This window comes from Microbacterium gawkjiense (assembly GCF_031932225.1).
GTDB classification, from domain to species: domain Bacteria; phylum Actinomycetota; class Actinomycetes; order Actinomycetales; family Microbacteriaceae; genus Microbacterium; species Microbacterium gawkjiense.
In genome coordinates this window covers 1142338-1160093 of record NZ_JAUZVV010000002.1, presented here as the reverse complement: position 1 = coordinate 1160093, position 17756 = coordinate 1142338, and the positions used below count along the sequence as shown (strand labels likewise).

At 68.6% G+C, this 17756-nt stretch carries 12 protein-coding genes; 7 read left to right on the top strand and 5 right to left on the bottom strand.

Translation table 11 applies throughout. The features are described 5' to 3' along the window. Positions 1-22 precede the first annotated feature (22 nt). From Q9S71_RS13815 to Q9S71_RS13805, 3 genes are all read left to right on the top strand, one after another. Entirely contained in the window at positions 23-3100 is a 3078-nt protein-coding gene (locus Q9S71_RS13815; RefSeq protein WP_311862942.1) for an SH3 domain-containing protein, read from the top strand. A gap of 88 nt (positions 3101-3188) precedes the next feature. Beyond that, positions 3189-4079, top strand: a complete 891-nt coding sequence (locus Q9S71_RS13810) for an ABC transporter permease (protein ID WP_311862940.1) — start codon at positions 3189-3191, stop codon at positions 4077-4079. After that, on the top strand, positions 4079-4825 hold the full coding sequence (locus Q9S71_RS13805) for an ABC transporter ATP-binding protein (protein WP_311862938.1): 747 nt from the start codon (positions 4079-4081) through the stop codon (positions 4823-4825). The genes Q9S71_RS13810 and Q9S71_RS13805 overlap by 1 nt, the downstream gene beginning before the upstream one ends. A 22-nt stretch (positions 4826-4847) precedes the next feature. On the opposite strand, the gene Q9S71_RS13800 is transcribed toward Q9S71_RS13805, so the two are convergent. Genes Q9S71_RS13800 through rfbA form a run of 3 tightly spaced genes read right to left on the bottom strand, consistent with a single transcriptional unit; the run spans position 4848 to position 8118 of the window. Then, positions 4848-6251, bottom strand: a complete 1404-nt coding sequence (locus tag Q9S71_RS13800; protein ID WP_311862936.1) for a bifunctional dTDP-4-dehydrorhamnose 3,5-epimerase family protein/NAD(P)-dependent oxidoreductase — start codon at positions 6249-6251, stop codon at positions 4848-4850. Beyond that, positions 6248-7246, bottom strand: coding sequence for a dTDP-glucose 4,6-dehydratase (gene rfbB / locus Q9S71_RS13795; RefSeq protein ID WP_311862935.1), 999 nt, complete (start codon positions 7244-7246; stop codon positions 6248-6250). The genes Q9S71_RS13800 and rfbB overlap by 4 nt, the downstream gene beginning before the upstream one ends. Before the next feature lie 2 nt (positions 7247-7248). After that, the gene (gene rfbA, locus Q9S71_RS13790; RefSeq protein WP_253035214.1) at positions 7249-8118 is read right to left on the bottom strand and encodes a glucose-1-phosphate thymidylyltransferase RfbA; all 870 of its coding nucleotides are present in this window, start codon (positions 8116-8118) and stop codon (positions 7249-7251) included. 83 nt (positions 8119-8201) lie between these two features. Here rfbA and Q9S71_RS13785 point away from each other — a divergent pair, with 83 nt between their 5' ends. The 4 genes from Q9S71_RS13785 to Q9S71_RS13770 are packed head-to-tail and all read left to right on the top strand — an operon-like array spanning position 8202 to position 13887. Continuing rightward, positions 8202-10196 (top strand): glycosyltransferase family 2 protein, encoded by a 1995-nt coding sequence (locus Q9S71_RS13785; RefSeq protein ID WP_311862933.1) that lies wholly within the window; start codon positions 8202-8204, stop codon positions 10194-10196. A 51-nt stretch (positions 10197-10247) separates the two neighbouring features. Continuing rightward, on the top strand, positions 10248-11369 hold the full coding sequence (locus Q9S71_RS13780; protein ID WP_311862931.1) for an NAD-dependent epimerase/dehydratase family protein: 1122 nt from the start codon (positions 10248-10250) through the stop codon (positions 11367-11369). Next, positions 11366-13177, top strand: coding sequence for a CDP-glycerol glycerophosphotransferase family protein (locus Q9S71_RS13775; protein ID WP_311862928.1), 1812 nt, complete (start codon positions 11366-11368; stop codon positions 13175-13177). The genes Q9S71_RS13780 and Q9S71_RS13775 overlap by 4 nt, the downstream gene beginning before the upstream one ends. Further along, the gene (locus tag Q9S71_RS13770; RefSeq protein WP_253035210.1) at positions 13174-13887 is read left to right on the top strand and encodes an IspD/TarI family cytidylyltransferase; all 714 of its coding nucleotides are present in this window, start codon (positions 13174-13176) and stop codon (positions 13885-13887) included. Before Q9S71_RS13775 ends, Q9S71_RS13770 begins: the two co-directional genes overlap by 4 nt. 9 nt (positions 13888-13896) lie before the next feature. Here the strand turns inward: Q9S71_RS13770 and Q9S71_RS13765 are convergent, their stop codons facing one another. Beyond that, on the bottom strand, positions 13897-15291 hold the full coding sequence (locus Q9S71_RS13765; protein ID WP_311862927.1) for an SDR family NAD(P)-dependent oxidoreductase: 1395 nt from the start codon (positions 15289-15291) through the stop codon (positions 13897-13899). Positions 15292-15345: 54 nt separating this feature from the next. Then, a complete protein-coding gene (locus tag Q9S71_RS13760) occupies positions 15346-17730 on the bottom strand; it encodes a CDP-glycerol glycerophosphotransferase family protein (RefSeq protein ID WP_311862926.1) in 2385 nt (794 codons plus the stop codon). Positions 17731-17756 lie beyond the last annotated feature (26 nt).

Here is a 17756-nt window from a genome sequence, read left to right as displayed (position 1 = left end):
TGACTTCAGTAACACTGTTCACATGCGCCTCTCAGTTTCCGTGCCCCGTCGACCCCTGCGGAGCCTCGCGATCCTGTTGGCGACCGTGCTGTCATTGAGCGTCCTGATGGCCGTCGCGCCCGCGTCGACGGCGACCGCGGCGGACCCCCGCCTCCCGTCCACCATTGAGGACGGCGGGTTCATCATCAGCGACGCCGAGTACTTCAACGGCGGCTCGATGACTGCGGCTCAGGCGCAGACCTTCCTCGAAGCGCGGGTGCCGTCCTGCAAGGCCACCAGCGGACCGACCTGCCTGCGGAACTTCACCGCCGACATCCCCGCGAAGGCGAAGGATGCCTATTGCGCGGCCATCCCCAAGAAGGCCAAGGTGCGCGCCGCCGAGATCATCGTGACCGTCGGGAAGGCCTGCGGCCTCAGCCCCAAGGTCATCCTCGTCATGCTCCAGAAGGAGCAGGGCCTGGTTACCTCCACGAAACCGAGCGAGTGGAGCTATCGGGCGGCGATGGGCATGAACTGCCCCGACACGGCGCCGTGCAGCGCGGCATCCGCGGGGTTCTTCAACCAGGTCTATCTCGGCGCGCGGCAGCAGCAGGTGTACGCGAACAACCCCACGAAGTACGGGTACCGCAAGGGCCAGGTGGCCACGGTCAAGTGGCACCCCAACAGCGCCTGCGGGACGTCGAAGGTCCTCATCAAGAACCAGGCGACCGCCAACCTGTACATCTACACGCCGTACCGTCCGAACATGGCGGCGCTGGCGGCCGGTTACGCCACCGGCGACGGGTGCTCGAGCTACGGCAACCGCAACTTCTACAACTACTACGTGCAGTGGTTCGCCCCGGAGGTGAACCGCTGGGGGTCCGGGGCGGCTGCCCGGGTGGACGTGTGCACGGCGCCGAAGGCCGCTGACATCGTCCCGGCGTCTTCCGTGGCGACCGTCACGGCCGCCACGACGGCGCGCAAGGCTCCCAGCACGCTGTGTGCGGCGGGCTCGAGCAGCGTGGCGAAGTCCGCGAAGGTGACGGTGACCGGCACGTACGGGTCGTGGGCGCGGGCGACGGTCGGCTCGACGTCGATGTGGATCGCGAAGTCGGCGCTCTCGATCGCGAGCGGCACGCCGGCCGGCAACCCGTGCGCCGTGCCCGCGGAGTCGAGCGTCACGAAGGCCGGTGGAACGATCACCGTCGTCTCGGAGAACCTGCGAGCCCGCAAGGCTCCCTCGCTCGACTGCGCGACCGGCTTCCGCTGGATCACGGCCGGGCAGAAGTACGAGCGCACCGGGATCTACGGCGTGTGGTGGCGCATCCAGGTGGCGGGTTCGACGTACTGGTCGCACAGCGACTTCATGACGGTCGAGGAGAAGCCGCCGGCCAAGACGATGTACCTCGCGACGACGACGAACATGACGCCGTCGGTGTCGTCGGCGACGATCCAGGCGACGCTGCGCAAGGGCTCGACGGTCACGACCCTGGCGGTGTCCGGTGACCGGACCCAGATCACCGTGGGCGGCATGACGGGGTGGGTGTTCTCGTCGAAGCTGTCGACGAAGAACCCCGGTGCCGTCGGCGGTCAGGACCGGCAGGTCATCGCCTCGACGCCGCTGCGGGCGACGGCATCCGCTTCGGGCAAGGTCCTCTCGACGCTGAAGGTGGGCACGAAGGTCACCGTGCACGACACCTTCGGGGCCTGGCGCGCCGTCACGGCCGGATCGACGAAGGGGTGGATGCGGGACTCCGAGCTGCAGGCCGTGACGAAGACGATGTACCTCTCGGCGCCCGACAACGTGGCGCCGTCGGCGACCTCGACGACCATCCAGGCGACGCTGCGCAAGGGCACGGCGGTCGTCGCCTCGACGGTGTCCGGCACCCGCACGCAGATCGTCGTCGACGGGACGACCGGCTGGGTCACCACGGCGAAGCTCGTCGCGACGAACCCCGGCGGAGTGGCCGGGCAGGATCGTCAGAGCATCGCCGCCACGCCCCTGCGGGCGACGGCATCCGCCTCGGGTAAGGTCCTCTCGACCCTGAAGGCGGGCACGAAGGTCACCGTCTACGACGGCTACGGGGCCTGGCGCGCGGTGACGGCGGGGTCGACGAAGGGGTGGATGCGGGACTCCGAGCTGCAGGCGGTCTCGACGGCGAAGACGATGTACCTCGCGACGACGACGAACATGACGCCGTCGGTGTCGTCGGCGGCCATCCAGGCGACGCTGCGCAAGGGCACGACGGTGAAGGCCCTCTCCGTGTCGGGCGACCGCACGCAGGTCACGGTCGACGGGATGACGGGGTGGGTGTTCTCGTCGAAGCTGTCGACGAAGAACCCCGGTGCCGTCGGCGGTCAGGACCGGCAGGTCGTCAAGGCCACGCCGCTGCGGGCGACGGCATCCGCCTCGGGCAAGGTCCTCTCGACGCTGAAGGCGGGCACGAAGGTCACCGTGCACGACACCTTCGGGATATGGCGCGCGGTCACGGCCGGATCGACGAAGGGGTGGATGCGGGACTCCGAGCTGCAGGCGATCTCGACCGCGAAGACGATGTACCTCGCGACGACGACGAACATGACGCCGTCGGTGTCGTCGAAGGCGATTCAGGCGACACTCCGCAAGGGCACGACGGTGAAGGCACTCTCGGTCTCGGGGGACCGGACGCAGATCACGGTCGACGGCATGACGGGGTGGGTGTTCACCTCGAAGCTGTCGACGAAGAACCCCGGTGCCGTCGGCGCTCAGGACCGGCAGGTCATCGCCTCGACGCCGCTGCGGGCGACGGCATCCGCCTCGGGCAAGGTGCTCTCGACGCTGAAGGCGGGCACGAAGGTCACCGTGCACGACACCTTCGGGATCTGGCGCGCGGTCACGGCCGGATCGACGAAGGGGTGGATGCGGGACTCCGAGCTCAAGAAGCTGACGGCTGCGCCCGCGACCAGCGTGAAGACGACCACGTCGGCGCTCAACCTGCGGCAGACTCCGTCGACGTCGGGCAAGATCCTCGTCGTGATCCCGAAGGGGACCAAGGTCACCATCACCGCATCCTCGGGGATCTGGCGGAAGACGACGTTCCAGGGCAAGACCGGCTGGGTGAGCAGCGACTTCCTGCGCTGACGCGACACGACCCCGCCGGAGGTCGTTCAGGAACCGTCGGATAGGATGATCGACGGCCTGAACGGCACCCGCCTTCGCAAGGAAACCCGTGACACAGATCGATTACAGCGCCTTCGACACGCCTGGACGTGGACGCGGCATCCTCGACGTCTTCGAGTACCGCTACCTCCTCCGGCTGCTGATCGGCAAGAGCACGTCCCTGCGATACCGCAACTCGGTGCTCGGGTGGTTCTGGTCCTATGTCCGACCCACGGTCCAGTTCCTCGTCTACTTCCTCGTGGTCGGGCAGATCCTGGGGCTCCACAAGAGCGTGCCGGCGTTCCCGCTGTACCTCTTCAGCGGTCTCGTCCTCGTCAACCTGTTCAACGAGACGCTGGGGGCGGCGACGCAGTCGATCGTCAGCAACCGCGCCCTCGTCCGCAAGATCTACCTGCCGCGCGAGCTGTTCCCCCTCGCCGCCATCATCGGTGCCTTCACCCACTTCCTCCCGCAGCTCGCCGTCCTCATCATCGTGAGCCTGCTGTTCGGGTGGCTGCCGAGCTTCGCCTCGGTCGGGCTGGTCCTCCTCGGGATGCTGCTGGTCCTCCTCTTCGTGACGGGCCTGGGGCTCTTCTTCGCCGCCCTCAACGTGCGCTTCCGCGACGCGAGCAACACCGTCGACATCATCCGGACGATCGCGACGTGGTCGGTCCCCGTCCTCTACACCTGGGCCATGGTCTACGAGCGCACCGAAGGATTCCGGTGGCTGTTCCACGTCTGGATCTCGAACCCCCTCGCGGTGGCCGTCGAGATGTTCCACCACGCGTTCTGGGGCGCGCTGCCCATGGTGAACGAGGCCTCGCCCGCGCCCGCCAACCTCGGCTGGCCGCCGGAGTTCGGGTGGCACGTCGCGGCATCCGTCGGCGTCATCCTCGTCACCCTGGTCATCGGCCAGCTCGTCTTCCGCCGCGCCGAGCGCACCTTCGCCCAGGATCTGTGATGTCCCGTACCGCTACCGAAGCCCAGCCCCGGATCATCGTCGAGCACGTCTCGAAGTGGTTCAACAAGCGCTCCGCGCGCTCCCTGAAGGACGCCTTCATCAGCGTCATCAAGCGGCAGTCCACGCGTTCGCGCCAGTTCCAGGCGCTCGATGACATCTCGTTCCAGATCGCCGAGGGCGAGTCCGTCGCCATCATGGGTCTGAACGGGTCGGGCAAGTCGACGACGCTCAAGCTCGTCTCCGGCGTCCTCGAGCCCGACGAAGGCCGTGTCTTCACGCGCGGCCGTGTCGCCGGTCTCATCGAGGTCGGTGCCGGTTTCCACCCCGACCTCACCGGCCGCGAGAACGTCTTCCTCAACGCCGCCATCCTCGGGATGACCGAGAAGGAGACGAAAGCCCGGTACGACGAGATCGTCGAGTTCAGCGGCATCGGCGACTTCATCGACCAGGAGGTCAAGCACTACTCCTCGGGCATGTTCATGCGTCTCGCGTTCAGCGTCGCGATCCACGTCGAACTCGACGTGCTGCTCGTCGACGAGGTCCTCTCGGTGGGTGACGCACCCTTCCGCGCGAAATGCGACGCGAAGCTGCGCGAGCTCGCCGACAAGGGTGTGACGATGATGATCGTCAGCCACAGCAAGAACATCGTGAAGAGCCTGTGCTCGCGGGGCGTCGTCATCCGCAAGGGCAAGGTCGTCTTCGACGGACCGATCGACGATGCCCTCGAGGTGCTCGAGAAGGGCTGAGCGTTCCGCTCGCCCCGCGCGCTCAGCCGAGGTGGTCGCGCAGCGACTCCCGCCAGTCGCGCGGGGAGTACCCCGTCGCCTCGATCTTGCCGAGGTCGAGGACCGACCACCGCGGGCGCGGCGCGACGGGGCCGGTCGCGTTCGCGAAGTACTGCTCGGTGCTGACTCCCGAGACCGCCGTGCGGTCGTGGCCGGTGAGCTCGTAGACCTCGGCGGCGATGTCCGCCCATGACGCCGGAGCGCCCCCGCCGGTGAGGTTGTAGGTCCCGTAGGGCGCTGCGCTGGTGAGCAGGTGACGGATGCCGCCGGCGATGTCGTCCGTGAACGTGAGCCGACCGATCTGGTCGTCGACGACCGAGGGCGCGATGCCGCGCTCGGCCAGGGAGGCCATCGTGCCGACGAAGTTCTTGCCCTCGCCGATCACCCAGGACGTGCGGACGATGTAGTGGCGCGGGACGGTCGCGACGATCGCGTCGGCGGCGGCCTTCGTCTGCCCGTAGACACCGAGGGGAGCGACAGGCTCGCCCTCGGTGTACGGCGTCGTGGCCGTGCCGTCGAAGACGTAGTCGCTCGAGACGTGGACGAGGGTGATGCCGTTCTCCGTCGCGATCCGCGCCAGCTGGGCGACCGCGGTGACGTTCCCCGCCCACGCGCCGGCGCGGTCGGTCTCGGCGGCATCGACGGCCGTGTAGGCCGCGGCGTTCACGATCGTGCCGTAGTCGCGCCACCGGCGAGCGGCGTGCAGATCGCCGGTGAGGTCGAGCTCCTGCCGGCCGGCGAACTCGACGCTCTCGTCTTCGCCGTAGGCGGCGCGCAGGGCGCGTCCGAGCTGTCCGTTCGCCCCCACCACCAGGGTCTTCTTCGGCGGGATCGGCACGACGTCGGCCAACCGCGGGTGGGCCAGGTCCTTCGCCGAGATCTCGACGTCGGCCAGCGGGATCGGCCAGTCGATCGCCGCCGTCTCATCGGCCAGGTTCAGGAAGGAGTACGACGCGTCGGGGGACCAGTGGTCGTTGACGAGGTACGTGTAGGCGGTGTCGGGCTCGAGCGTCTGGTAGGAGTTTCCGACACCGCGCGGCACGAAGATCGCGCGCGACGGGTCGAGCTCGGCCGTGAAGACCGTGCCGAACGTCGGGCCTTCGCGCAGGTCCACCCACGCACCGAAGATCCGGCCCGTCGCGACCGAGACCCACTTGTCCCAGGGTTCCGCGTGGATGCCGCGCGTCGTCCCGACCGCGTCGTTGAACGAGATGTTGTTCTGCACGGGACCGAAGTCCGCGAGCCCCGCCGCGGTCATCTTCTCCCGCTGCCAGTTCTCCTTGAACCAGCCGCGGCTGTCCCCGTGGACGGGGAGGTCCCAGACGACGAGACCGGGGATCCCGGTCTCGGTGGCCGACAGCGCCTTGCCGAACTCCGTCACGCTCACTGGCCCTTCGAGGCGTAGAAGGCTTCGACGCCGTCCTTGGCGGGGGCCCACCAAGCTTCGTTGCGACGGTACCAATCGATGGTGGCGGCGAGGCCGGCCTCGAAGTCCTGGTAGCTCGGAGTCCAGCCGAGTTCGGTGCGGAGTTTGGTGGAGTCGATCGCGTAGCGCAGGTCGTGCCCGGCGCGATCGGTGACGTGGTCGTAGGCGTCGGGGGACTGGCCCATGAGTTCGAGGATGAGTTCGACGACGGTCTTGTTGTCCTTCTCTCCGTCGGCGCCGATGAGGTAGGTCTCGCCGATCTCGCCCTTGTCGAGGATGGTGAGGACCGCCGAGGAGTGGTCGTCGGCGTGGATCCAATCGCGGACGTTCTCGCCCTTGCCGTACAGCTTGGGACGGATGCCGCGGATCACGTTGGTGATCTGGCGGGGAATGAACTTCTCCACGTGCTGGTAGGGGCCGTAGTTGTTGGAGCAGTTGCTGATCGTGGCGCGCACCCCGAACGAGCGGACCCAGGCGCGCACGAGCAGGTCGCTGCCGGCCTTGGTCGACGAGTACGGCGAGGACGGGTTGTAGGGGGTGTGCTCGGTGAACCGGGCGGGGTCGTCGAGTTCCAGGTCGCCGTACACCTCGTCGGTGGAGATGTGGTGCAGCCGGGTGTCGTGGCGGCGTGCCGCCTCGAGCAACGTGTACGTGCCGATGATGTTCGTGTCCAGGAACGGACGCGGGTCGTGCAGCGAGTTGTCGTTGTGGGACTCCGCCGCGTAGTGGACGACGGCATCCGCCTTCTGGAACAGGGTGTCGACCAGTTCCGCATCAGCGATGTCCCCGACGACCAGGTCGACCCGGTCCTCGGGGAGACCGGCGAGGGATGCCTCGTTGCCGGCGTAGGTGAGCTTGTCGAGCACCGTCACGGTGTGGTCGGTGTGCCCGATCACGTGGTGGACGAAGTTCGATCCGATGAAACCGGCGCCGCCGGTCACGAGAAGGTGTGCCATGGTCACAGGCCCCTGTTCAAGATGTCGAGGAGGTACGTGCCGTACCCGGATTTGACGAGCTTCTCGGCCCGTTCGCGGAGTTGATCGTCGGTGAGGAACCCCTGCCGCCACGCGACCTCCTCGGGCACCCCGATCTTCAAGCCGGTGCGGCGTTCGATGGTGCGGACGTACTCACCGGCATCCAGCATCTGATCGAACGTGCCCGTGTCCAGCCACGCCGTCCCGCGCGGCAGCACCTGCACCTGCAGGGAGCCCGCCGACAGGTACGCCTTGTTCACGTCCGTGATCTCGTACTCCCCACGCGGGGAGGGCTTCAGGTCGCGGGCGATCTGGACGACGTCGTTGTCGTAGAAGTACAGACCCGGCACCGCGTAGTTGCTCTTGGGCTGCGCAGGCTTCTCCTCGAGGGAGATCGCACGGCCGTCGGCGTCGAACTCCACGACGCCGTACGCCTCGGGCTCCCCGACGTAGTACGCGAACACCGCGCCCCCGTCGACATCCCGGAACCGGGCCAGCTGCGACCCCAGCCCCGGCCCGTACAGCAGGTTGTCACCCAGGACCAGGGCGACCTTGTCGTCGCCGATGTGGTCCGCCCCGATCGTGAACGCCTGCGCGAGACCATCGGGTGAGGGCTGCTGCGCGAACGACAACGACACCCCGAACTGCGACCCATCACCCAGCAACCGCTGGAAATGCTCCGCATCATGCGGGGTCGTGATGATGAGGATGTCGCGGATGCCGGCGAGCATCAACGTCGACAACGGGTAGTAGATCATCGGCTTGTCGTACACCGGGATCAACTGCTTCGACACACCGAGCGTGATCGGGTGCAACCGCGTCCCCGAACCCCCCGCGAGAATGATGCCCTTCATGGCACCCATCGTTCCATAGACGTTGGCGTGCGCCCGACGCCGAAATCCCGCGGGCCGTACGACCGCGCCCGTAACATGGCCTGGTGATCAAGGTCTCGGTCGTCGTGCCCACCTACAAGACACCTCCCGAGGGGCTCGCCCGGCTCATCGGCTCGCTGGACCGGCAGACCCTGCCGGCATCCGAGTTCGAGGTGATCTTCGTCGACGACGGGTCGCCCGATGACACCCTGGAGCGGCTCAAGGAGCTCGCGGCCACGCGCCCGCACGTGCGCGTCGAGCCCATCGAGAACTCCGGGTGGCCGTCGAAACCCCGCAACGTCGGCATCGACCTCGCGCAGGGCGAGTACGTCGCCTTCATGGACCACGACGACGAGCTGTACCCCGACGCGCTCCGGGCGGCGTACGAGTTCGGCGCCGCCAACGGGGCCGATGTCGTCAGCGGGAAGGAATCGCGGACGACGGAACCGGCGTGGGGATTGGGCAACTACGACGAGGACCGCGGACAGGCCAGGGGGCGCGAGGACATCCATCCGCTCCTGCCCATGAACCCCCACAAGATGTATCGGAAGGCATTCCTGGATGCCCACGGCATCCGATTCATCGAGCAGCGCCGTGTCCTGTGGGAGGACATCTTCTTCAACCTCCTCGTAGCCCGCCACGCCGAGGTCGTGTCATCTCTGGCCAGCGTGCCGTATTACCACTGGGTCACGACGGAGGGCAGCGGGTCCACCACGTTCGTCAAATCTACGGACGAGTACTGGGACTGGCTGCGGAAGGTGTGCGAAGCCACCCGGACTGACCTCGCAGGCCCCGAGAACGATCTGCAGCGACAGCAGGTCGAGCTCCACCAATACGGCGGTCGGGTCCTGGGTGTGTACGACAAGAAGTATGCGACGCGCTCTGAGGCGAACCGACGGCGCATCTTCGAACGGTCCCGTGCTCTGCAGGCGGAGTTCGACTATGCGCGACTGGAGCCCTTGCTCCCTGCCTTCCGGCGTGTGAGGGCCGAGCTCCTCCGCACCGGCCGTCGCGATCTCTTGACGGAGATCTGCGTCTCCGACGCCGCCATCCCGGGATGGGGTCGCGCGCGGTCGATGCGCTGGCAGGACGGCAAGCTCGCCGTCGACATCGATGTCGAGTGGGGTGACTCCGACGGGCGACGCCTTCGACTGACACGGCGTGGCGACCGCATCCATAAGGCACTGAACCCGGCGGTGCGCGCTGTCGTCTCGGAGTCCGCGACGGATGTCACGGAGGCGCTGTCGCACGTCGAACTGGGGCTGTTCATCCACGGGCGCCGCTCTCGCGTCGCGTGGACCCTGCCCGCTGAGGGGAGTTCGCAACTGCACGAGGATGAGTGGGGCGGCGTCGACGTCACCGGCCGGGTCTCGGCGCTGATCGACGTGTCGTCGGCCGCGGGCGGTCGCGAGCTGGACCCCGGCACTCACTGGGACATCTTCGTGCGGACCCGTCTGGACGGGACCGGGAGCGCGCGTCACCTGCGGTCGGACGTACCCGCGTCGGTCACCGCCTTCGATGGCGGGGCCCACTTGGTGTACCCCAACGACGGCGGCCATGCGACGGTCATCCCGCAGGGCCAGACCGAGGCGATCCGGCGACTGTCCCCCCTGACGGTGAAGGCGGCCGGGATGGACCTCGTCGTCGAGCTGTCGGGCGATCACGACGGGCGAGGACGCGCGTTCGGTCGGATCGGCGTGGCTCCGCATCCCGTGGACGACGGCTGGCCGGGCGCCGCCGACGCATCGACGGATCCGCTGCCCGACCCGTTCGTCGAGCGGGAGGCGGTCCTGGAAGTCTCGGATGGCGTCGCCCGGGTGAGGTTGTCCGGGATCGAAGGTGACAGCGTCGCGCTCCGCATCGGGGATCGCGTGAAAGGCGGGCCGCTCTACTGGATCCTCCGGCGAACCGAGGACGGCGTCACCCTCGAAGAAGGCCCCCGCCCGGCACCCCCTGCGCCGCCCGCCGCCAAGCCGGCATCCCCGACACCGGCTCCCGCCGCACCACCCACCCTGCGCCGGAAAGTGGGCAAGGTGCTCCGCAAGCTCGGGCTCCGCTGAGACCGCCCGTCGCTCAGGGCTCTCGCGAGCCGGTGCCGTAGAATCGGCAAAATGCCTGAACACACACCCCGCGGCGACGGATCGACCTCGACGGCCCCCGTTCCCCGCGTGACCGGGAGCGCCACCGTCGACGGTGACATCGCCGAGATCATCGGGCAGCCGCTGCCGTGGGAGAAGCTCGACGGCAGCACGGTGCTCGTGACGGGCGCCGCCGGGATGATCCCCTCGTACGCGCTCTACACGCTGTTGGGCCTCAACGAGGTGCGGGATGCCGGCATCACGGTCCTCGCTCTCGTCCGGGACCTCGACAAGGCGCGGCGCCTGCTCGGCCCCGTCGCCGAGAGGGGCGACGTCGTCCTCGTGAAGGGCGACGTCCGCGAGCGGGTCGAGCTCGACCGGAAGGTCGACCTGGTCATCCACGGGGCCTCGCCCGCCCGTCCCGCCCTGCACGCGGCCAGCCCGGTCGACTCGATCCGCGCCAACGTCAACGGCGCGTTCGGCATGCTCGACCTCTGCGTCGCCTCGGGAGGCGCCCGTTTCGTCCTCATGTCGTCCGCGGAGGTCTACGGACAGCGGGTGGACGACGGCTCGCTGGTCGGCGAGTCCGACTACGGCGCGGTCGACATCCTCACGCCCCGCGCGTCGTACATCGAGGGCAAGCGTGCGGCGGAGACGATCGCCGTGAGCTACCACGCACAGCACGGGGTGCCGATCACGATCGGTCGCTTCGGCCACATCTACGGACCCGTCATGGCGCTCGACGACGGCCGTGTGCAGGCGGATTTCGCGTCCGACGTCCTGGCCGGACGCGACATCACCCTCAACAGCGACGGAAGCGCCCGGCGCACGTACACCTACCTGGCGGATGCCGTTTCCGGCATGTTCGCGGCGATCCTCCTCGGCGAGGACACCGCGTACAACATCTCCGACCGCGACGGCTTCATCAGCATCCGCGAACTCGCCGAGGCGTTCACGCACGCGCGACCCGAGAAGGGCCTCAGCGTCCGCTTCGCGGAGGGCGTCGACCTGAGCCGCTACAACTCGGTGAAGGGTCAGGGCCTCGACGACGCCCGCCTGCGCAGCCTCGGCTGGGCGCCCCACGTCGGTCTGCGCCGAGGTCTCGACCGGACGCTGGCCTGGCACGAGGAGCGCGCCGAGGGGACCCGTTCGTGAGCGCCACCGGCCGGCCCCCGGCATCCCCCGCTCCGGAGACCGAGGTCGCGGTCGTCCGCCCCCTGCCGCCGTTCGACGTGACGGTCGACTCCCTCAGCTGGGAGCGGGCGAAGCTGACCATCCGACTGTCCGTCGTCCAGGTCGGCGACTGGACGCCGCAGGCGCCCGAGTGGGGCGAGGTGCCCTCGCCCGCCGTCGACTTCCGACTCATCGACGGCAAGCGGCGCATCCCGGTGCCCTTCACGGCGGTCGGACCCGGCTCGTTCGAACTGCACGTCGACGTCCCGACGTTCCGGGACCGTCAGGCGATCCCCAACGGCACCTGGCGCATCGTGATGTTCGCGCACGGGGAACGGGTCGCGCCGGCGCGTTTCGACGGACGTTCGCTGCTCGAACTCGACGAGGGGTCCCGCGTCTTCCTGTACGACGGCAACCGCGCCGTCACGACCGTCTCGTTCGGCATCGCCGAGAACGCGGTCGACCTGGAACGGCTCGACTTCCTCATGCGGAGCTACCACCTCTTCCGCTCCCGACCGAAGCCGAAGAAGTTCCGTCCGATGAAGCGCCTCAAAGCGTTCTTCCTCGGCGCCCCCGCGAAGCAGCGGTACGCGGGACTCATCTACCAGCTGATCACCCGCACGGTCGGGGTGAAGCCCGGCCGCATCCTCTTCGCGTCCGATCAGCGTCTGCGCATCGAGGGCAACCTCCGTCGCGTCCAGGAGCGGATCGTCGAGCGCGGTCTGCAGGACCGCTTCGACATGAAGTACTCCTTCCGCCTGCCGCGCTCGGGCGGCTGGGGCACGACGCTCCGGATCATCTACCTGCTCGCGACGAGCGAGATCGTGCTTCTCGACGACTACTTCGGCATCCTCAAGAGTCTGCGGATGGACCCGCGGACCAAGGTCATCCAGCTGTGGCATGCCGGCAGCGGATTCAAGTCGGTCGGCTACAGTCGCTTCGGCAACCTGGGGTCGCCGAAGCTCTGGCATCCGCACCGGCAGTACACCTTCGCGATCACGGGCTCCGAGCACCTGCGTCACGTCTACGCGGAAGCGTTCGGCATCGAGGAGGCCGCCGTCATCCCGACGGGCCTGCCGCGCGTCGACTGGTTCCTCGACACCACCCTGCGCGACCGGTTCCTTACGACGTTCGCCACCGAGTATCCGCAGATCGCCGGGAAGAAGGTCGTGCTGTTCGCGCCGACGTTCCGCGGACGGTCGATCTACACGGCGTTCTACGACTACAGCCAGATCGATTTCGACGCCCTGTACGAGGTGTGCGGCGACGACACCGTCGTCCTGTTCCGGATGCACCACTTCGTGAAGAACCCGATCGAGATCCCTGAGCAGTACCAGGATCGCTTCTTCGACTTCACGCACTACCCGGACGGGCTCAACCTGCTGCACGCGACGGATGTGCTCATCACCGACTACTCGTCGATCATCTACGAGTTCTCGTTGCTCGATCGCCCGATGCTGTTCTTCGCGCCCGACAAGGTGAACTACGCCGCGACGCGAGGTTTTCACCGCGACTACGACGAGACCGCTCCGGGCCGCGTCGCCGACACCTTCGACGACGTCATCGACGCGCTCCGCACCGGCGAGTTCGAGCAGGAGAAGGTCGCGGAGTTCCGTCGCCTCAACTTCGACCGCGTCGACACCGGGGCCGCCGACCGCGTCATCGACTGGCTGATCCTGGGCAACCCCGACACCGAGAAGATCACCGAGAGCCCGGTGCCGACCGAGCGTTCCGATGCGAACACCACCGAGTCCAGTGAGAAGGACGTCCCAGAAGAGGAGATCGCGTGAACATCGCCATCATTTTCGCCGGCGGGATCGGATCCCGGATGACGTCGGCGACCCTGCCGAAGCAGTTCCTCGAGATCCACGGCACACCGCTGATCGTCCACACGCTGCAGCACTTCCAGGACCACCCCGAGATCGACCGCATCGCCGTGTCGATCCTGCCGGAGTGGCGCGACCGTTTCGCGCGTCTGGTCGCCCGGTACGAGTTGACCAAGGTGAACTGGATCGTCGACGGCGGCGCGACCGGTCAGGAGTCCCGCCACCGCGCGCTGCGGGCCGTCGCCAACGAGGCCCCCGGTGACACCGTCGTCCTCCTGCACGACGGGGTGCGTCCCCTCATCAACGCGGACGTGATCTCGGCGAACATCGAGACCGTCCGCTCGCAGGGGCCTGCCATCACGAGCACGAAGTTCAACGAGACGATCATCTCCTCGGCCGCGGGCGCCGTCGACGAGGTCATCCCGCGCGACCACCTGTACGTCGCGCAGGCGCCGCAGAGCGGCCGTCTCGACACCGTCCTCGGCGTCTACGACCAGGCCGTCGCCGACGGCGAGAACGACTCGATCGACACCTGCAGCCTGCTGCGCCGGTACGGGCACACCCTGTACCGCGTCGACGGTCCGCGTTCGAACATCAAGATCACGACGGCAGAGGACTACTACGTCTGCCGCGCGTTCTTCGACGTCATCGAGCGCAACCAGATCGGCGGCTGAGGCGCGGGCTCAGCCCGCGGCGTTGCGCATCGCGGCGACGTTGACCGTGACGATCTGACCGGTGAGGTCGGATGCCGCCACGTTCAGAGTGACGCGCGCGACGTCGGCCGGGTCGAGCAGGCTGTCGACCGGCTCGTCGCCGAAGGCCTGCGTCCGCATCGGGGTGCGGGTGCGCTGCGGGTTGATGCAGTTGATGCGCACCCGGGACGCCTCCCACTCCTCGGCGAGGGCCTGCGTGAGGTTCACGACACCCGCCTTGGTCGCCGAATAGGCGCTGTAGCCGGCCCGTCCGCGGGTGTACGAGCTCGAGGTGAACAGCACGACCTGCCCCGCCGTCTCGGCGAGGTAGGGGTGCGACTCGCGAGCCACGACAGCCGGCGCGATCAGGTTCACCTGGATCGTGTCCTTCAGGTCGCGCTTGCGGCTCTCCACCAGCGGAGCGATGCGCAGCACGCCCGCGGTCACGATGACGACGTCGATACGACCGCTCCGGGAGTGCGCCTCGGCGAGGGCGGCGCGCACGGCCTTGGCGGAGCGGATGTCGGTACCCGTCGACGACCGGCTGAACTCGTGGACCGTGGCCCCGGCATCCGTCGCCTGCTGGACGATGCTCTCACCGATCCCGTAGCTGCCGCCGAACACGACGACGGACTTCCCCGACAGGTCGGGGACCGTCGTCATGCTCTCGAGCGACAGGCTCGCGGACTGCAGCTGGAAGAGCTTGTCGGCGATGTGGACGTCGATGGGCTCGGTCACCTTCATGTTCTCGGCGGTGCCGTCGACGACGTAGATGGGGACGTCGGGCAGGTAGGCGAAGACGACGCCGCAGTCGTCGGTCGCGCGGAAGTGCGGATCGGTCGCGGCGATCTCGTACGCCTTGCGGATCGTGCCGAGACGGAAGGCCTGCGGCGTCTGTCCGCGACGGAGCAGGGAGCGGTCCGGGATGCCGGTGATCAGCCGATCCGCGTCGACCTGGATGATCGTGTCCGCCGAGGGGATGGCGGTGTCGACGGCCTCGTAGGTGTCGAGGGCGCGCACGCAGTCCTCGATGATGCGGTCGTCGATGAAGGGACGGACCGCGTCATGGAAGAGGACCTTCGTGTCGTCGCCCTCGAGCGCGGCGATGGCCAGCTGGGTCGTGTCGTTGCGGGTCTCGCCGCCGGGGAGGATGCGGCTGAGCTTCGTGAACCGGCCGGTGTCGAGCAGGTGGTCGAGCTCGCCGATCGCGGCCGCGTTCATCATGATGATGATCTCGTCGATGCGGGGGCTGGCCTCGAGCGCCTCGAGCGTGTGCTCGACGATCGCCTTGCCCGCGATCTTGATGAGCTGCTTGGGGATGCCGAGACCCACCCGGACTCCGATGCCACCCGCGAGGACGACGGCGACGGTACGGGCTGTGGTCACGGCGAGGGCTCCTCGTGAGTCGGTGCGGGCGTGCGCTGGCACGCCCGCACCATCCTATGCGAGGGGCTCTGCGGGCCCCCTGCCGGCCACGCGGTCGAGCACGAGTCGCGCGATCCGTTCCGTGCACGGGTGCCCGGTGGCGGCGCCCGTCTCGGCGACCCAGCGTGCGGCGAACGCCGCGGCATCCGTCGTCGTCGCGGTGTCGGCCTCGACGGCGGCCGCGAGCTCCCCGACGGTGGTGCACACGGGGCCGGGCAGGTCGCGCCGGTAGTCGAGGTAGAAGTCGCGGGTCGCCAGGTACTCGTCGAGGTCCGGAGCGAGGAAGTAGGTCGGGATGCCGCGCACGGCCGCCTCGAACAGCGTCGAGGAGTAGTCGGTGATGAAGACGTCGGCGACGGTCAGCATCTCCTGCGTCGAGAAGCCCTCGGCGGTGTCGACGGCGCTCCCGCGGAGCGTCATGAGGGGGTGGAGCTTCACGACCACGTGGACCCCGATCGCCGCGAGGGCGGCGACGACGTCGTCGGGGGCGGACATGGCGGTGTCCTCGATCCGGAACGTCGGGGCGAACACGGCCACGCGCGCGTCCCGCAGATGCGGATGCCGGCGGTAGATGCGCTCGCGCGTGCGACGGGTGAGCTCCTCGTCGCGCAGGCGGTCCACGCGGGGCAGGGGAGCCACCACGATCCGGCTCTCGTCGGTGCCGAACGCCTCGGCGTACGGCGCTCGGCACGCCTCGCCGCTGGCGAGCACGAGGTCGTACCCCGCATGCATCCGCATGGCCTGCGCGAGGCGCGCGTCGCGTCCTTCGCCGGTGCCGAGGATGCTGAGACCGAACTTCTTGAAGGCGCCCAGAGCGTGCCAGATCTGGATGACGCTCAGTTCGTCCTTATGCCGCAGCATGCTGGCGACCATGGAGTAGGTGTCGACGACCAGGACGCGCGCGGTGGCGACGTGGTACATCTGCACCAGCAGGTGCCCGGCGTAACCGATCTTGCGGAGGAGGCCGGGCGGGACCATCCGCACGAGCGACACGACCGAGACGGACGGGTCCATGGCGGCGATCGCGGTGCGCAGGTCGATGAAGTCGTCGGTCTCCTCGGGGTGCTCCCGGCTGATCATCACCACCTTGCGTCGGGTGGGCAGCAGCTTGAGTGGCGCGTAGCAGACCCCGAGCACCGTCCGCGCGACGCGGGCCGCGAACACGTGCCGGCCGACCGGGCCGTCGATGCGGGTCGGCGCGACGGGGGGAGCGTCGAGCATCGCGGGGCGGTCGTGCGCCGCACGGGGGGTGAGGATCATCTCGCGCACGATGCGCTCGGTGGATCGGCCGTCGCACGCCGACATGAACCGCTCCCGGAACGCGGCGAGGTCCGCGCCGGCGCGCGCGTCCCGGATGGCGCCGGCGAGGTCGGCGCCGTCGGTCACGAGGGGACCGGCGAGGTAGTCCTCGAACGGGTGGTAGAACGAGCGCTCCGCGGCGTAGACCTCGACGTCGGGGCAGAAGAAGACCATCGGGCGGCCGAGCAGGGAGAACTCGAAGATCGCCGAGGAGTAGTCCGTGATGAGGACGTCGGCTGCCATGAGCAGATCGTTGAGCTCGCGTTCCGCGGAGACGTCGAGGATCCGCTCGTGCGACGGGATTCCGGCGGTGGCGCGCGCGACGAACGGGTGCAGCTTGACGAGGACCACCCATTCCTCGCCCAACTCCTCGACGAGCCGGAGCCATGGCACCCAGTCCACGTCGTAGTGCGCGCTCAGCTGGCCGTTGCCCCGGAAGGTCGGCGCGAACACGGCGATGCGCTGCTCGGGTCGGATGCCGAGGCGGGTGCGGACCTCGGTGGCGCTGCGCGCGATCAGGTCGGTGTCGAAGAAGACGTCGGTGCGCGGCACGCCCAGCGCGTGGACCCGCGCGACGTCCATGTCGAACGCCTCCGCGTAATCGGGGCGGATCGCCTCCGAGCTCACCGTGGCATCCGTGTAGTTGCGGTGCGCGACGGACCCGGGGAGGGGGCCGCCGGGCAGGCCCGCACGGCTCCAGCCGACCTTCTTGTAGGCACCGGCGGCGTGCCAGACCTGCAGCAGACGCGTCTCGGGGCGCAGCTGCAGCGGGTAGATCATCGGGTAGTAGTCGTCGAGGACGATCGTCTGCGCGCGGGCGAGCTCCCAGGGCAGCCGCAGCGAGTCGCGGAGGGGGCGCCGCTCGGCGAGGCTCCCCTTGAAGATGCCGACGACCTTCGCGTCCGGTCGCTGACGTCGGATCTCGTCGCGGAGGAAGGCGATGTTGCCCGAGAATCCCCGACGGGAGTCCGAGAGGAAGAGGGTGCGTCCCTGCTGGACGCGTGCGATCCGCGAGGCGAGGGCGTAGAGGGCGATCCACAGCCCGAAGCGCCACCTCTGCAGGAAGGCGTTCCCTCGCAGACGCCGGCGAAGTGATCGCACGGTGGAACCTCCTGGATCGTGGCGGG